The sequence below is a fragment of the uncultured Paracoccus sp. genome (assembly GCF_945915435.1).
In the GTDB taxonomy this organism is placed as follows: Bacteria; Pseudomonadota; Alphaproteobacteria; order Rhodobacterales; family Rhodobacteraceae; genus Paracoccus.
Window position 1 is genome coordinate 36,758 of the sequence record NZ_CAMEFG010000017.1, and the last position, 13,980, is coordinate 50,737.

The following is a 13,980-nucleotide window of genomic DNA, read 5'->3' on the forward strand; positions in this document are numbered from 1 at the left end:
TCCCCCCTTGCATCCGGTTGGGCGCCGTCGCCGCCTGACGGATCGGCGCGGGCCGTTCCCGATACTGCTACGTCAGGCCGCCCGGCTGCAAGCCCGCCGTTCCAAGGGCCTGCGGCCGCGGCCCGCCGGTGGCCCAGTCCAGCAGTTCGGCGGTGTGGACGACCGGGGTGCCGGTGCCCGATCCGATCTGCATCATGCAGCCGATGTTGCCCGCGCTGATGACCTGCGGGGCGATGGCCTCCAGCGTGGCGACCTTGCGGCGTTTCAACTCGGCCGAGATTTCGGGCTGCATCAGGTTGTAGGTGCCCGCCGATCCGCAACAGATATGGCTGTCCTTGGGTTCGACCACGGTAAAGCCCGCGTCTTTCAGCAGATCCTTGGGGGCCGCGCGGACCTGCTGGCCATGTTGCAGCGAACAGGCCGAGTGATAGGCGACGCGCAGGGGTTCGGCATGGGTCGCGTCCTGCAAGCCGATCTCGGCCATCAGTTCGGTGATGTCGCGCGCCAGCGCAGCCACCCGCGCGGCGTCGGCGGCCAGCGGGTCGTTTGCGAACATATGCCCGTAATCCTTGACCGTCGTTCCGCAGCCCGAGGTGTTGATGACCACCGCGTCCAGCCCCTGCCCGTCGATCTCGGCCGCCAGCGCGCGGATATTGGCGGCGGCCATCGCGTGGCTGTCATCGGTGCGGCCCATGTGATGGGTCAGCGCGCCGCAGCAGCCAAGGCCCTGCGGAATCACCACCTCGCAGCCGTGGCGGCGCAGAAGGCGGATGGTGGCGTCGTTGATGTCGGTGTTCAGCGCCCGCTGCGCGCAACCGACCAGCAGCGCCACCCGCTTGCGGCGCGGGGCCTTGGCGGCAAAGCTTTGCGGCGTGTCGTTCCGGCTGGGCGCGGGCAGGCGGGGCGGCGCCATGTCCAGCATCGCGCGCAGCCGCGCATCGGGGACCAGCCTGCGAAAGGGCCGCGCGATCCGCGCGCCAAGCAGCGCCAGCCGGAAGCGCCCCGGATAAGGCAGGATCCGCGCCAAGAGCCAGCGCAGCGCACGTTCGTCCCAGCGGCGGCGATAGTTCTGCTCGATATATTCGCGGGCGTGATCGACCAGGTGCATGTAATGCACGCCCGAGGGACAGGTCGTCATGCACGACAGGCAGGACAGGCAGCGGTCGATATGCTGCACGGTTTTCGCATCCGGCACCTTGCTGTTTTCCAGCATGTCCTTGATCAGGTAGATCCGCCCGCGCGGACTGTCCAATTCATCCCCCAGCACCTTGTAGGTGGGACAGGTCGCGGTGCAAAAGCCGCAATGCACGCAGGATCTCAGGATCTCGTTCGAGCGCGCGATGGCCGGGTCGGCCAGTTGCTGTTCGGTGAATGTCGTCTGCATCTTGCTACCCCATCAGGCCGGGATTGAGGATGCCCGCCGGATCGAAGGTCCGGCGCAGCGCGGCAGCAAGGCGCGCGACGCCGGGCGCCTGCGGGGGAAAGATCGGGGTCGCGGTCCCGCGCAGCAGGATCGCCTGCCCCGCGCCCGCCGCACGGCGCACGGCATCCGCGTCGCCACTGCCGCAATACCAGACCAGCCCGCCGCCCCAGTCCATCGAACAGGTCCCGCCAAGCGCCTCCAGCGCCCGCATCACCGCCGGGGCGTCGGTCGGCTTGACCAGCACCCGCCAGACGGCGCCCTCGCTGGCCGCGAAATGGCGCAGGTCGCGCACGTCGCGCCACAGGCGGCGGCTGTCGTCGTCGGGGATGACTTCGGCACGCCGGTCGCGCAGCAGCGCCGCCAAACGGTCGCGGCGGTAATCGACCTGGCCCGAAAGCCCCTCGATCCGCATCCAGGCGGTGCCGTCGTGGAAGGCCGCGCCCGAGACCTCGAAGGGCGTCGCCAGCGCGGCGGAAAAGACCTGCACAGCCTGCGCGGGCGTCAGGCCCGGCAGGGCCAGCGTCTGCTGGCTTTCGGCCAGTGGCAGGGTCTTCAGCACGACCTCGGACAGGACGCCCAGGGTGCCGTGCGATCCGGCCATCAGCTTGACCAGGTCCATGCCGGTGACGTTCTTCATCACCCGCCCGCCGTTCCTGATGACCCGCCCCTGCCCGTCGACGAAACGCACGCCCAGCAGGTGGTCGCGGCACGCCCCCGCCTGCAAGCGGCGTGGACCGGACACATTCGCGGCCACCAGCCCGCCCACCGTGGGCGTGCCGTTCCCGCCCAGAAGGACGCGGTGGTCCATCGGCTCGAAGGCCAGCGCCTGACCTTCGGCGGCCAGCGCGGCCTCGATCTGATCGACGGGGGTGCCGGCGCGGGCGATCAGCGTCAACTCGCCCGGTTCATAGGTCACGATGCCGGACATGTTCCGCGTGGACAGCCGAACGCCGGGACCCGCGGGCAGCCGCGTCCCGCCGCCCTCGATCCACAGGGCGCGCCCGGCGCCGTGGCTGTCGGCCAGGAAACCGGCCAGTTCGGTCTCGTCCTGCGGGGCGATCCTGTCCTGCGTCAGCATGATGCGGCCCTTTCGCGATGGGGCTGGCTGACCTCGAGCGGAAAGACCTTGGCGGGGTTCAGCAGCCAGCAGGGGTCCAGCGCGGATTTGATTTCCAACTGGATGGCCATGTCCACGGCGGAATACTGGCTGGTCATCAGGTCGCGCTTTTCGATGCCGACGCCATGTTCGCCGGTCAGGCAACCGCCGACATCGACGCAAAGGCGCAGGATGTCGGCCCCGAAGGCCTCGGCCCGTTCCAGATCGCCGGGCTTGTTGGCATTGAACAGGATCAGCGGATGCATGTTGCCGTCGCCCGCGTGAAAGACATTGGCGACCTCAAGCCCGTGTTCGCGCGACAGTTCACCGATCCGGCGCAGCGTATGGGGCAGCTTCGACACCGGCACGGTGCCGTCCAGGCAAAGGTAGTCGCCCAGCCGTCCCATCGCGCCAAAGGCCGATTTGCGGCCCTTCCAGATCGCCAGCGATTCGTCCTCGTTCCGGCTGGCGCGGAACTCGACCGGGTTCAGTTCGTCGGCGATGGCGCGGATGCGGGCGGTCTGGTCGGCGATTTCCTGCGCCGATCCCTCGACCTCGACGATCAGCACGGCGGGGCAATCGGGATAGCCCGCCCTGGCGAAGGATTCGACCGCACGCAGGCACACGTCGTCCATGTATTCGATGGCGACCGGGATCAGGCCGGAACGAATGATCCGCGCCACGCATTCGCCCGCCACCTCGGCGCTGTCGAAGCCGATCAGCATGGGGCGCGCGCCTTCGGGGCGGGGCAGGATGCGCAACGTCGCCTCGGTCACGATGCCAAGCTGGCCCTCGGATCCGCAGATCAGCCCAAGGATGTCCAGCCCGCCGGTGCCCAGCGTGGGGCCGCCCAGATCGACGATCTCGCCATCGGCCATGACGATGCGGACGCCCAGCAGGTTGTTGGTGGTGACGCCGTATTTCAGGCAATGCGCCCCACCCGAGTTCATCCCGATATTCCCCGCGATCGTGCAGGCAAGCTGGCTTGAGGGGTCGGGCGCGTAGAAGAAGCCCAGCGGCTCCAGCTCGGCGCTGACGGACAGGTTGGTGACGCCGGTCTGCACGCGGATGAAGCGGTTGTCGGTGTCGATCTCAAGTATCTCGCGCAGGCGCATCGTGCCGATCACCACGCTGTCGGCGGTGGGCAGCGCGCCCCCGGCAAGCGAGGTTCCCGCCCCGCGCGGGATCACCGGCACCCGCATGTCGTGGCAGATGCGCATGGCGGCGGCGACCTCTTCGGTCGTGCGCGGCAGGACGACGGCCAGCGGCGGGCAGCGATAGGCGGTCAGCGCATCGCATTCGTAGGCGCGGGTTTCCTCGGGGTCGAAGATCACCGCGTCATCGGGCAGCACCGCCGCCAGTGCGGCGACGATCTGGTCCTTGCGGGCGATGATCCCGGCGTCGGGCGTTGGCATGGCAACGGTGGACATGGATGGCCCCTCCTCGGCTGTCGGTCGTCCGGGTCGCATTCCTTTTGGTAAAAAGTTTTTTCCAAGCCAAGTCAAGGCAGGAAACAAATCCGATCATACAAGGGAAATATTGCGGCCGCCCCGGTAAAATGCTTAGCTTGCTGCAAAAGATGCAACTGGCCGCGTTTCCCCCGATGCAAGATCACAAACCCCTCCGACCGGAAAAGGTCGCCGATTCAGTGGCAAGGCATATCGAGGGGCTGATCCTCGAAGGCTCGCTGCAACCGGGCGAGGCCCTGCTGCCCGAGCGCGAGATGGCCATGCGGCTGAACGTCTCGCGCCCGACGCTGCGCGATGCGCTGAAGGCGCTTGAGGAAAGGGGGCTGCTGACCAGCCGCGAGGGCCGGGGGATGCGGGTCGCGCGAATCGGCGCCGGGGCGATCACCGATCCGCTGATCGCCATGCTGGCCGAACGGCAAGAGGTCGCGGACGATTACCTTGAATTCCGCGACGTGGTGGAAAGTTCGGCTGCGGCGATGGCGGCCGAGCGAGCCAACGACCTGGACCTTGCGCGCATCGGCGAATGCGCCCGGCGGATCGCCGAGGCCCATGACGCGGGCGACCCCGCGGATGAGGCCGAGGCCGACGCCGCCCTGCACCTGGCCATCTACGAGGCCAGCCACAACCTGGTGCTGCTGCTGATCATGCGGGCGCTGTCGTCGAACCTGAAGACCGACGTGCTGCAAAACCGCCAGCGCCTGTTCACCATTCCCGACATACGCGAAACCCTGCGCGACCAGCATCTGGCGATCGCCGGCACGATCATGCGCCGCCAGCCCGATGCCGCCCGCGCCGCCGCGCATGAGCATCTGGCCTATCTGCGCCGCACCGTGCAGCAGATCCGCGAGGATGAAGACAGGATCGGCCTGTCGCAGCGCCGCCTGAACGGCGGCGGGCTTGGCGCGCGGCGGGACTGACGGCCCCGGCTGGCTTCCCTGCGCACCATATGCATAATCCGCGCCGATACAGGAACGATGCAAGGGACGACCCCATGTATGGCCGTTACGCCGTCTATTACGCCCCCGAACCCGGCCCCTTCGCGGATTTCACCGCCGCCTGGCTGGGATGGGACCCCGCGCGCGGGATGCCGGTGCCGCACCCCGATCTGCCGCTGGACATCCCCCCTGTCGTGGCCACGCCGCGGAAATACGGCTTTCACGGCACGCTGAAGCCGCCCTTCCGGCTGGCCGAGGGGGTGGCCGAGACCGATCTGCGCGCCGCGCTGGACCGGCTGGCGGCGGATATGCGTCCCCTGACCCTGCCCGGATTGCGGCTTGACCGGCTGGGACATTTCCTGGCGCTGCTGCCCGAGGGCGACCCGGCGGCGCTTGCCCATCTGGCGGCGCGGGTCGTGCAGGGCCTGGACCACCTGCGTGCGCCCCTGACCCCCGAGGAAAAGGCCCGCCGCAAGCCCGAAAGCCTGACCCCGCGCCAGCGCGAATTGCTGGAAGAATGGGGTTATCCCTATGTCATGGACCAGTTCCGCTTTCACCTGACCCTGACCGGCCCCCTGCCCGGCGACCAGGCCGATACGGTGATGCAGGTGCTGGCGCCCCGGTTGGTCCCGCTGTTGCCCGTGCCGTTCCTGATCCGCGATCTTTGCCTGTTCGGCGAGGCTGCCGACGGGCACTTCCGCCTGCTGCATCGCGCGCCGCTGACGGGCGGCTAGAGCCGGGCCAGCGGGTCGCGGATGCGGGCCACCTGGGCCACGTCGCTTTCGGCGTCCAGCGCGGTCAGCAGGTTGTGCAGATGTTCGCGGTCGCGCAATTCGACGATGACCTTCAGCCGGTAGAAATCGGGCTTGCGGTCGACGAATTCCAGATCCGAGATATTGGCGCCCTGCTGCCCGATCAGCGTGCAGATCCGGCCCAGCACCCCGGCATCGTGACGGATCGTCAGCGACAGGATGGTCGAATAGGCGGCGGGGTGACGGCCCTGGCGCCAATGCAGATCGACCCAGCGCGAGGGGCTGTCCTCGAATTCGGCCAGCACCGGACAGTCGATGGCATGGATCACCACGCCCTTGCCGCGATAGGTGATGCCCACGATCCGCTCTCCCGGCAGGGGGTTGCAGCAGGGCGCGCGGGTAAAGCCCTGGTCGGCCTCCAACCCGGCGACGGCGCGCTTGGCGTCGATCTCGCTCTGGGTCGAGACCAGTTCGGGGTAAAGGCGGCGCAGCACGTCCTGCGCGGGGATCTCGGCGCTGCCGATGCGGGCCAGCAGCTCATTCGTGTCGGGCAGCGCCATCGCGCGTGCGGCGGTGCGCAGCGCCTTGTCGGTCACGCGGCGGCCGACATGCTCGAAGGCGACCCGCACCAGTTCGGACCCCAGCCGGATGAAGCGGTCGCGGTCCTCTTCGCGCAGCGACTTGCGGATGGCGGCCTTGGCGCGGCCCGTGGTGACGATATCCAGCCATGTCGCTTGCGGGCGCTGGCCCGAGGCGGCGATGATCTCGACCGACTGGCCGTTCTTGAGCCGCGTCCACAGCGGCACGCGGATGCCGTCCACCTTGGCGCCCACGCAGGAATGACCCAGCCGCGTATGGACCGCATAGGCGAAGTCGATGGGCGTCGCGCCCTTGGGCAGTTGCAGCACGTCGCCCTGGGGCGTGAAGCAGAAAACCTGATCGGAATACATTTCCAGTTTGACGTGTTCCAGGAACTCGTCATGGTCTTCCTCGCCGAAACGCTCGGTCAGGTTGGCGATCCATTCGCCCGGATCGACGGCAAAGGGGTTTTCGGTGCGCACCCCGTCGCGATAGGCCCAATGGGCGGCAACGCCGGCCTCGGCCACCTCGTGCATCTGGCGGGTGCGGATCTGCACCTCGACCCGCTTGCCGTCGCGGCCCGAAACCGTGGTATGGATCGAGCGGTAGCCGTTCGATTTCGGATGGCTGATGTAATCCTTGAAGCGCCCCGGCACCGCCCGCCAGCGTTGATGGATGCAGCCAAGCGCGCGATAGCAATCGGCATCGGTCCGGGTGATGATACGAAAGCCGTAGATGTCGGACAGGCGCGAAAAGGAAAGCTGCTTTTCCTGCATCTTGCGCCAGATCGAAAAGGGCTTTTTCGCGCGGCCGTAGACATTGGCCTCGATCCCCTCGGCCTCCAGCACGGTGCGGATATCGGCGGTGATCTTGGGAATCACGTCGCCGGTTTCGCGTTGCAGCGTGACGAAGCGGCGGATGATGGAATTGCGCGCCTCGGGGTTGATGACCTTGAAGGCCAGGTCCTCAAGTTCCTCGCGCATCCATTGCATGCCCATGCGCCCGGCCAGCGGCGCATAGATATCCATCGTCTCGCGCGCCTTCTGCACCTGCTTTTCCGGCTTCATCGAGCGGATGGTGCGCATGTTGTGCAGCCGGTCGGCCAGCTTGACCAGGATCACGCGCAGGTCGCGCGACATGGCCATGAACAGCTTGCGGAAATTCTCGGCCTGCTTGGAGTGGACGCCGGAAAGCTGAAGGTTGGTCAGCTTGGTGACGCCATCGACCAGTTCCGCCACCTCGCGCCCGAAGTTGCGGTCGATGTCGTCCCAGGTTGATCGCGTGTCCTCGATCGTGTCGTGCAGCAGGGCAGTGACGATGGTCGAATCGTCCAGCTGCATTTCCGTCAGGATGGCGGCGACGGCGACGGGATGGGTGAAGTAAGGCTCGCCCGAATGGCGGAACTGCCCTTCATGCATCTGCCGCCCGTAATCATAGGCGCGGCGAATCAGATCGGCATTGGTGCGCGGGTTATAGTTGCGAACAAGCGCAATCAGGTCTTCGACGTCGATCATCTGCTGCCGAAGACCCCGTTCCTCAACCCCTGCCCTGCGCTTCCATCATCATGCGCAGCATCCGCTCTTCCGTTTCCTCGTCGGCGGGCTTGGGGCGGTCGACCTCGGCACCCAGAAGCAGCGCCATCGCGTCTTCCTCGGGTTCGTCGACCTCGATCTGGGTCTGGGTCGTCTCGATCAGCCGCTCGCGCAGATCGGCGACGGACTGGGTTTCCTCGGCAATCTCGCGCAGGGCGACGACGGGATTCTTGTCGTTGTCGCGGTCAACCGTCAGCGGGCTGCCGGCGGCAACTTCGCGCGCGCGATGCGCGGCAAGCAGAACGACATCAAAACGGTTGGGAACCTTGTCGACGACGTCTTCGACTGTAACGCGGGCCATCAGTCACCTTTGCATCCGAATCGGCATTGGGGGGCGAAAAGCCTTAACTGGTCGCCCGCCCCGGAAAAGTCAAGTATCGGCAAGGCTCATACCCTCAAACGCCTGCGGGGGCAAGGCGTCGCGCATCTGCGCAACCGTCCGCCCCAGGCGCGGATGTATCCAGCCTGGCGCGACCTCGGCCAGCGGCACAAGGACGAAGGCGCGGTCCTGCATGCGCGGATGCGGCAGGATCAGCCGGTCGGGCGCCTCGATTCGCTGGCGGTCCGGGGGCAGCAGGCGCCAATGGTCGTGGGTCCCCGCATCGGGCAGGACCAGCCCGTCCAGCGCCAGCAGGTCCAGATCGACGCCACGCGCCTGCCAGCGGCCATTATCGCGGGTGCGGCCCATTTCGCCCTCGATCCCGTGCAGCAATTCCAGCAGCGCGGGCGCGTCCAGATCGGTCGCGATCACGGCAGCGGCATTGACGTAATCCGGCCCGCTGCCCGCCGGAAAGGCCGGAGTCTGCCAGAATCGGCTGACCGCCCTGATTTGCGGGCCGCGATCCGTTATCGCCTGCAACGCAAATTGCAAGCTGGCTTTTGGAATACCTGCCGAAGAGGGCAGGTTTGCACCTAGGGCAAGCAGCCCTAAACTCTGGGTTTGTTTTTCCATTCTCGGATTATTCTCGGAGGAAATTGTGTTCTACAAGGACGACCGCCTGGCGTTGTTCATTGATGGCTCGAATCTCTATGCGGCTGCGAAGTCCCTGGGTTTCGACATTGATTACAAGCTGTTACGTCAGGAATTCGAGCGTCGGGGCAAGTTGATCCGCGCTTATTATTATACCGCGCTGCTTGAAAACGACGACTATTCGCCGATCCGCCCGCTGGTCGACTGGCTGCATTACAACGGCTATTCGATGATTACCAAGCCGGCACGCGAATATACCGACAGCATGGGCCGCCGCAAGATCAAGGGCAACATGGATATCGAGCTGACCGTGACCGCGATGGAGCTTGCCCCGCGCATGGATCACGCCGTGCTGTTTTCCGGCGACGGCGATTTCCGCCCGCTGGTCGAGGCGTTGCAGCGGAGCGGCGTCCGCGTCTCGGTCGTCTCGACCACGCGCAGCCAGCCGCCCATGATCGCGGACGAATTACGCCGCCAGGCCGACAATTTCATCGAGCTGGAGGCCCTGCGCGACACCATCGGCCGCCCGCCGCGCGAAAACCCCGCCCCCGACAGCCGCGCCGTGCCTGCCGTCTGATGCGGCGGGCCTAGCCCCCGGCGGGGCGGTATTCGCCCCTCTCGGCGGCCCAGCCCTCGGCGGGGATGCGCGGCAGGCAGGCCAGATCGACGACCAGCAGCGCCTCGCCCCACGCCCCGGCGCTGGCCAGCGCGCCGCCATCCGGCCCGGCGATCAGCGACAGGCCGCCGAAATGCAGCCCGGCCTCGGTGCCGGCATAATTCGCATAGGCCACGACGGCGCGGTTTTCATGCGCCCGCGCGGGGACAAGGGCGTTCTGCACATGCTCGAACCCCTTGGGATTGGCGGTGGGGACAAGGATCAGTTGCGCCCCCTGCGCGGCCAGCGCCGCCGCGTGGCCGGGAAATTCGATGTCATAACAGACCAGAATCGCCGCCCGGAACGGGCCAAGCCGGAACACCGGGCAAAGCCGGTCGCCGCGCTGGAACGAGGCTTGCTCGACCGCGCCATAAAGCTGGATCTTGCGGTAATGGGCCAGCAACGACCCATCCGCACCGATCGCTGACGCCGCGTTATGGACGCGATCGCCGTCGCGCTCGGCCCAGCCAAGGCAGATGCCGCAGCCGGTATCAGCGGCCAGCCCGCGCAGCCGCGCCATCCACGGCCCGTCCTGCGCCTGTGCCAAGGCTCTGTGCAGGTCGGGCCGGTTATAGCCGGGCAGCAGCAATTCGGGCGCGACCAGCATTTCCGCGCCAGCAGCGGCGGCGGCGGCAAGCTGGCGCTCCAACCCTTGGAAAACGCTTTCGATCTGGCCATTTGCCGGATCGCATTGCCATATTGCCAGCTTCATCTTCACTTCCGTTGCAAGGGCGTTATCCACGATCCTAGCGCCGCCAACCGCTGCACGCCAGAATGTCGAGGATAGCATGACCCAACCCATCACCGCCTTCGGTCCCGATTTCCCCTTTGCCTATGACGACTGGCTGAGCCATCCCGCCGGGCTTGGCCGGATCCCCGCCGAACGCCACGGGCAGGAAATCGCGATCATCGGCGCGGGCGCGGCGGGCGTCATCGCGGGGTATGAGCTGATGCGCATGGGCCTGCGCCCCATCCTCTACGAATCGGGCAAATTCGGCGGGCGGCTGCGGTCCGAGACATTCGAGGGCACGACGGATGTCATCGCGGAACTGGGCGGGATGCGCTTTCCGGTTTCGTCGCGCGGCTTTTATCACTACGTCGATCTGGTCGGGCTGGAAAGCCGCCCCTTCCCCAACCCGCTGACAAAGGCCGCCGGTTCCACCGTCATCGACCTCGAGGGCGAGACCCATTTCGCCCGCGAGATGGACGACCTGCCCCGGCTTTACCACGAAGTCGCCGCCGCCTATCGCGCCGCGCTGGAGGAGCACGCCGATTTCACCGCCCTGCAAGCCGCCGTCCGCGCCCGCGACGTGACCCGCATCAAGCGGATATGGGATGCGCTGGTCGCGAAATGGGATGAGCGGACGTTTTACGACTTCGTTACCTCGTCCCGCGCCTTCCAGTCGCTTGGTTTCCGCCATCGCGAGGTCTTTGGACAAGTCGGTTTCGGGACCGGGGGGTGGGACAGCGACTTTCCCAACTCGATGCTGGAAATCCTGCGCGTGAACCTGCTGGAACTGGACGACCATCAGCGATACATCGTCGGCGGCGTGGAAAGCCTGCCCCAACGCCTGTGGCGCCAGCCCGCCGAATGCGCGCATTGGCCCGGCGGCACGACACTGGCCGGGCTGAACGGCGGCGCGACGCTTGGCCGCGCGGCCCGGATTGCGCGGAACGGGGCGCGAGGCTTCACCATCACCGACCAATGGGGCGTGGCGCGCGACTATCCCGCCGTGCTGGTGACCTGCCAAAGCCACCTGCTGACCACCTCGGTCGCGGTGGATGAGGAAATCTTCGACCAGAAGCTGTGGATGGCGCTGGACCGCACCCGCTACATGCAGGCGGCCAAGACCTTCGTGATGGTGGACCGCCCCTTCTGGAACGATCCCGACCCCGCCACGGGCCGCCCGGCCCTGTCGATGACGCTGACCGACCGGATCACGCGCGGCACCTATTTCTTCGACAACGGGCCGGACCGGCCCGCGGTCATCTGCCTGTCCTATTCATGGATGACCGACGCGCTGAAGGTGCTGCCCCACGGCCCCGAAAAGCGGGTCGAGCTGGCGCTGGCCGCGCTGGAGCGGATCTATCCCGGCGTGGACATCCGCAGCCATATCCGCGGCAACCCGATCTGCGTCAGTTGGGAGGCAGACGAGAATTTCCTGGGCGCCTTCAAGGGCGCGCTGCCCGGCCATTACCGCTACAACCATCGGATGTATGGGCATTTCATGCAATCCGGCATGCCGCCCCAGCAACGCGGCATCTTCATGGCGGGCGACGGAATAAGCTGGACCCCGGCATGGGTCGAGGGCGCCGTCCAGACCGCGCTGAATGCCGTCTGGGGCATCATGGCCCACCTTGGCGGGGCCTGCCATCCGCAGAACCCCGGCCCCGGCGACCGCTGGGACGAACTGGCCCCGGTGCGGCTGCCGGATTAACCCAGTTTCGCGCCCAACCCTTGCATCAGCGGCAGGAAGTCGGGGAAGGATGTCATGATCGGTGCGCCGTCGTCCACCCCGATGGGCTGCTCCGAGGCCAGACCGGCGACCAGGAACGACATGGCGATGCGGTGGTCCAGATGGGTCGCGGCGCTGGCCCCGCCCCGCAAGCCGCCCGTGCCGTGGACGGTCATGCTGTCGGGCGTATCCTCGACCGTCGCGCCATTGGCGCGCAGGCCCGAGGCCATCGCCTCGATCCGGTCGCTTTCCTTGACGCGCAATTCGGCGACGCCGTTCATCACGGTCGGGCCTTCGGCGAAACAGGCGATGACGGACAGGATGGGAAATTCGTCGATCATGCTGGCGGCACGTTCCGCCGGAACGCTGACGCCTTTCAGCGTCGAATGGCGGACGACCAGATCGGCGACCGGCTCTCCGCCCTCGTCGCGCTGGTTTTCAAAGGCGATGTCCGCGCCCATTTCCAGCAAGGTGACATAAAGCCCGTCGCGCGTCGGATTGCGGCTGACGCCCGGCACGCGGATTTCAGACCCCGGCACGATCAGCGCCGCCGCGACCGGGAAGGCCGCGCTGGACGGATCGCGCGGCACCGCCACGCTTTGCGCGCGCAGTTCGGGCTGGCCGGTCAGGGTGACGACGCGGCCCTCGGCCGTCGTCTCGGTCGCGACCTGCGCGCCGAAACCGGCCAGCATGCGTTCCGTATGGTCGCGGGTCGGCTCGGCCTCGATCACGACGGTCTGGCCCGGCGCGTTCAGGCCCGCCAGCAGCACCGCCGATTTGATCTGCGCGCTGGCGACGGGGGTGCGGTAGCGCACGGGCACGGGATCCGCCGCGCCCTTGATCGTGACCGGCAGGCGGCCGCCTTCGCGCGCGGCGACCTGGCAGCCGAACAGTTCAAGCGGGTCGGTGATCCGCGCCATCGGGCGGCGGCACAGGCTGGCGTCGCCGGTGAAGGTCGCCGTGATCGGCGTCGTCGCCATCGCGCCCATGATCAGCCGCACCCCGGTCCCCGAGTTGCCGCAGTCGATCACCCCTTCGGGTTCGCCGAAACCGCCGACGCCGACGCCATCGACCGTCCATTCGCCGTCGCCCAGCCGGGTCACGGTCGCACCGAAGGCGCGCATCGCCTTGGCGGTGTCAAGGATATCCTCGCCCTCGAGCAGGCCGGTGATGCGGGTCTGCCCGACCGCCAGCGCGCCAAGGATCAGCGCGCGGTGGCTGATCGACTTGTCGCCGGGCACGGCAGCCTCGCCCTTCAGCGCCGTGGACGGGTGCGAGGTCATGGGCCGGGGTTCAGCGGATGCGGACATGGCGCAGCCTTTCGTTCAGTTGCGGCGGAAGGTGACGTAATGCGGCGCGCGCCCTTCGCGCAGCGCCTTTTGCTCATAGCGGGTCGAGGGCCAGTCGTCCCAGGGCTGCGGCCCTTCCGACACCAGCGCGAAGCCCGCCGGGGGGACCTGTTCCAGCGTCTGGCGGACGTAATCGGGAATATCGGTGGCCACGCGGAACTCGGCCCCCGGTTTCATCACGCGGGCCAGCGGCAGAAGATGTTCGGGCGTGACGAAGCGGCGGCGGTGATGGCGCGCCTTGGGCCAGGGGTCGGGATAGTTGAGAAATGCCCTGTCGATGCAACCATCGGGCAGCACGTCCATCAGGTCCCGCGCATCGCCGGGGTGGACGCTGACGTTTTCCACCCCCGCCGCGCGGATCTTGCCCAGCAGCATTGCGACGCCGTTGATGAACGGCTCGCAACCGATGATGCCCACCTGCGGATAGCGCGCGGCCATGTGAACCATGTGTTCGCCCCCGCCAAAGCCGACCTCAAGCCAGACGGGCCGGGCATCGCCGAAGATCGCGGCGGGGTCGATCGGCGTGCGGTCCGGGTTCTCGGCAACGGTGATGCCGCGCGGGCGCAGGTCGCCCAGATCCTCGGACAGATAGCCCTTCTGGCTTTGCCGCAGCGTCTTGCCGTGACGGCGCCCGTAGAAGTTGCGGCGCGGAGGGGTGGGGTCGAATTCACTCATACCCCGCGCTTTGCCCCCCACCGCGTCAA

Annotated in this window: 13 protein-coding genes; 4 read left to right on the forward strand and 9 right to left on the reverse strand. The window is 67.3% G+C overall.

The window, feature by feature from the left end; translation table 11 throughout:
- Positions 1-67: 67 nt before the first annotated feature.
- The 3 genes from glcF to Q0O97_RS07685 are packed head-to-tail and all read right to left on the reverse strand — an operon-like array spanning position 68 to position 3,949.
- Positions 68-1,384: a glycolate oxidase subunit GlcF gene (glcF, locus tag Q0O97_RS07675; RefSeq protein WP_294926891.1), complete on the reverse strand. Its 1,317-nt coding sequence runs from the start codon at positions 1,382-1,384 to the stop codon at positions 68-70.
- Positions 1,385-1,388: 4 nt separating this feature from the next.
- Entirely contained in the window at positions 1,389-2,501 is a 1,113-nt protein-coding gene (locus Q0O97_RS07680) for an FAD-binding protein (protein WP_294926894.1), read from the reverse strand.
- The gene (locus Q0O97_RS07685) at positions 2,495-3,949 is read right to left on the reverse strand and encodes an FAD-linked oxidase C-terminal domain-containing protein (RefSeq protein WP_294926897.1); all 1,455 of its coding nucleotides are present in this window, start codon (positions 3,947-3,949) and stop codon (positions 2,495-2,497) included. Before Q0O97_RS07685 ends, Q0O97_RS07680 begins: the two co-directional genes overlap by 7 nt.
- Positions 3,950-4,167: 218 nt before the next feature.
- Here Q0O97_RS07685 and Q0O97_RS07690 point away from each other — a divergent pair, with 218 nt between their 5' ends.
- Together Q0O97_RS07690 and Q0O97_RS07695 are read left to right on the forward strand one after the other, a co-directional pair.
- On the forward strand, positions 4,168-4,905 hold the full coding sequence (locus tag Q0O97_RS07690; RefSeq protein ID WP_294926900.1) for an FCD domain-containing protein: 738 nt from the start codon (positions 4,168-4,170) through the stop codon (positions 4,903-4,905).
- Between the two features lie 74 nt (positions 4,906-4,979).
- Complete coding sequence (locus Q0O97_RS07695) at positions 4,980-5,657, forward strand: DUF1045 domain-containing protein (RefSeq protein WP_294926903.1); 678 nt, start codon at positions 4,980-4,982, stop codon at positions 5,655-5,657.
- Here Q0O97_RS07695 and Q0O97_RS07700 read toward each other — a convergent pair.
- From Q0O97_RS07700 to folK, 3 genes are all read right to left on the reverse strand, one after another.
- A complete protein-coding gene (locus Q0O97_RS07700) occupies positions 5,654-7,768 on the reverse strand; it encodes a bifunctional (p)ppGpp synthetase/guanosine-3',5'-bis(diphosphate) 3'-pyrophosphohydrolase (RefSeq protein ID WP_294926906.1) in 2,115 nt (704 codons plus the stop codon). The two genes, Q0O97_RS07695 and Q0O97_RS07700, sit on opposite strands and share 4 nt — an antisense overlap.
- A 22-nt stretch (positions 7,769-7,790) precedes the next feature.
- On the reverse strand, positions 7,791-8,147 hold the full coding sequence (gene rpoZ, locus Q0O97_RS07705; protein WP_294926909.1) for a DNA-directed RNA polymerase subunit omega: 357 nt from the start codon (positions 8,145-8,147) through the stop codon (positions 7,791-7,793).
- 69 nt (positions 8,148-8,216) lie between these two features.
- Positions 8,217-8,798: a 2-amino-4-hydroxy-6-hydroxymethyldihydropteridine diphosphokinase gene (folK, locus tag Q0O97_RS07710; RefSeq protein ID WP_294926912.1), complete on the reverse strand. Its 582-nt coding sequence runs from the start codon at positions 8,796-8,798 to the stop codon at positions 8,217-8,219.
- 25 nt (positions 8,799-8,823) lie between these two features.
- On the opposite strand from folK, the gene Q0O97_RS07715 reads away from it, so the two are divergent.
- A complete protein-coding gene (locus Q0O97_RS07715) occupies positions 8,824-9,393 on the forward strand; it encodes an NYN domain-containing protein (protein WP_294926915.1) in 570 nt (189 codons plus the stop codon).
- Positions 9,394-9,403: 10 nt separating this feature from the next.
- Here the strand turns inward: Q0O97_RS07715 and Q0O97_RS07720 are convergent, their stop codons facing one another.
- Positions 9,404-10,183: a nitrilase-related carbon-nitrogen hydrolase gene (locus Q0O97_RS07720; protein ID WP_294926918.1), complete on the reverse strand. Its 780-nt coding sequence runs from the start codon at positions 10,181-10,183 to the stop codon at positions 9,404-9,406.
- A gap of 76 nt (positions 10,184-10,259) precedes the next feature.
- Between Q0O97_RS07720 and Q0O97_RS07725 the strand changes: the two genes are divergently transcribed.
- Positions 10,260-11,909 carry an NAD(P)/FAD-dependent oxidoreductase gene (locus tag Q0O97_RS07725; RefSeq protein ID WP_294926921.1) on the forward strand — a complete coding sequence of 550 codons (1,650 nt, stop codon included), beginning with the start codon at positions 10,260-10,262 and terminating at the stop codon, positions 11,907-11,909.
- Here the strand turns inward: Q0O97_RS07725 and aroA are convergent.
- The gene (gene aroA, locus Q0O97_RS07730) at positions 11,906-13,237 is read right to left on the reverse strand and encodes a 3-phosphoshikimate 1-carboxyvinyltransferase (protein WP_294926923.1); all 1,332 of its coding nucleotides are present in this window, start codon (positions 13,235-13,237) and stop codon (positions 11,906-11,908) included. The two genes, Q0O97_RS07725 and aroA, sit on opposite strands and share 4 nt — an antisense overlap.
- Positions 13,238-13,252: 15 nt before the next feature.
- Positions 13,253-13,951, reverse strand: a complete 699-nt coding sequence (locus tag Q0O97_RS07735; protein ID WP_294926925.1) for a tRNA (guanine(46)-N(7))-methyltransferase TrmB — start codon at positions 13,949-13,951, stop codon at positions 13,253-13,255.
- Between the last annotated feature and the right edge of the window lie 29 nt (positions 13,952-13,980).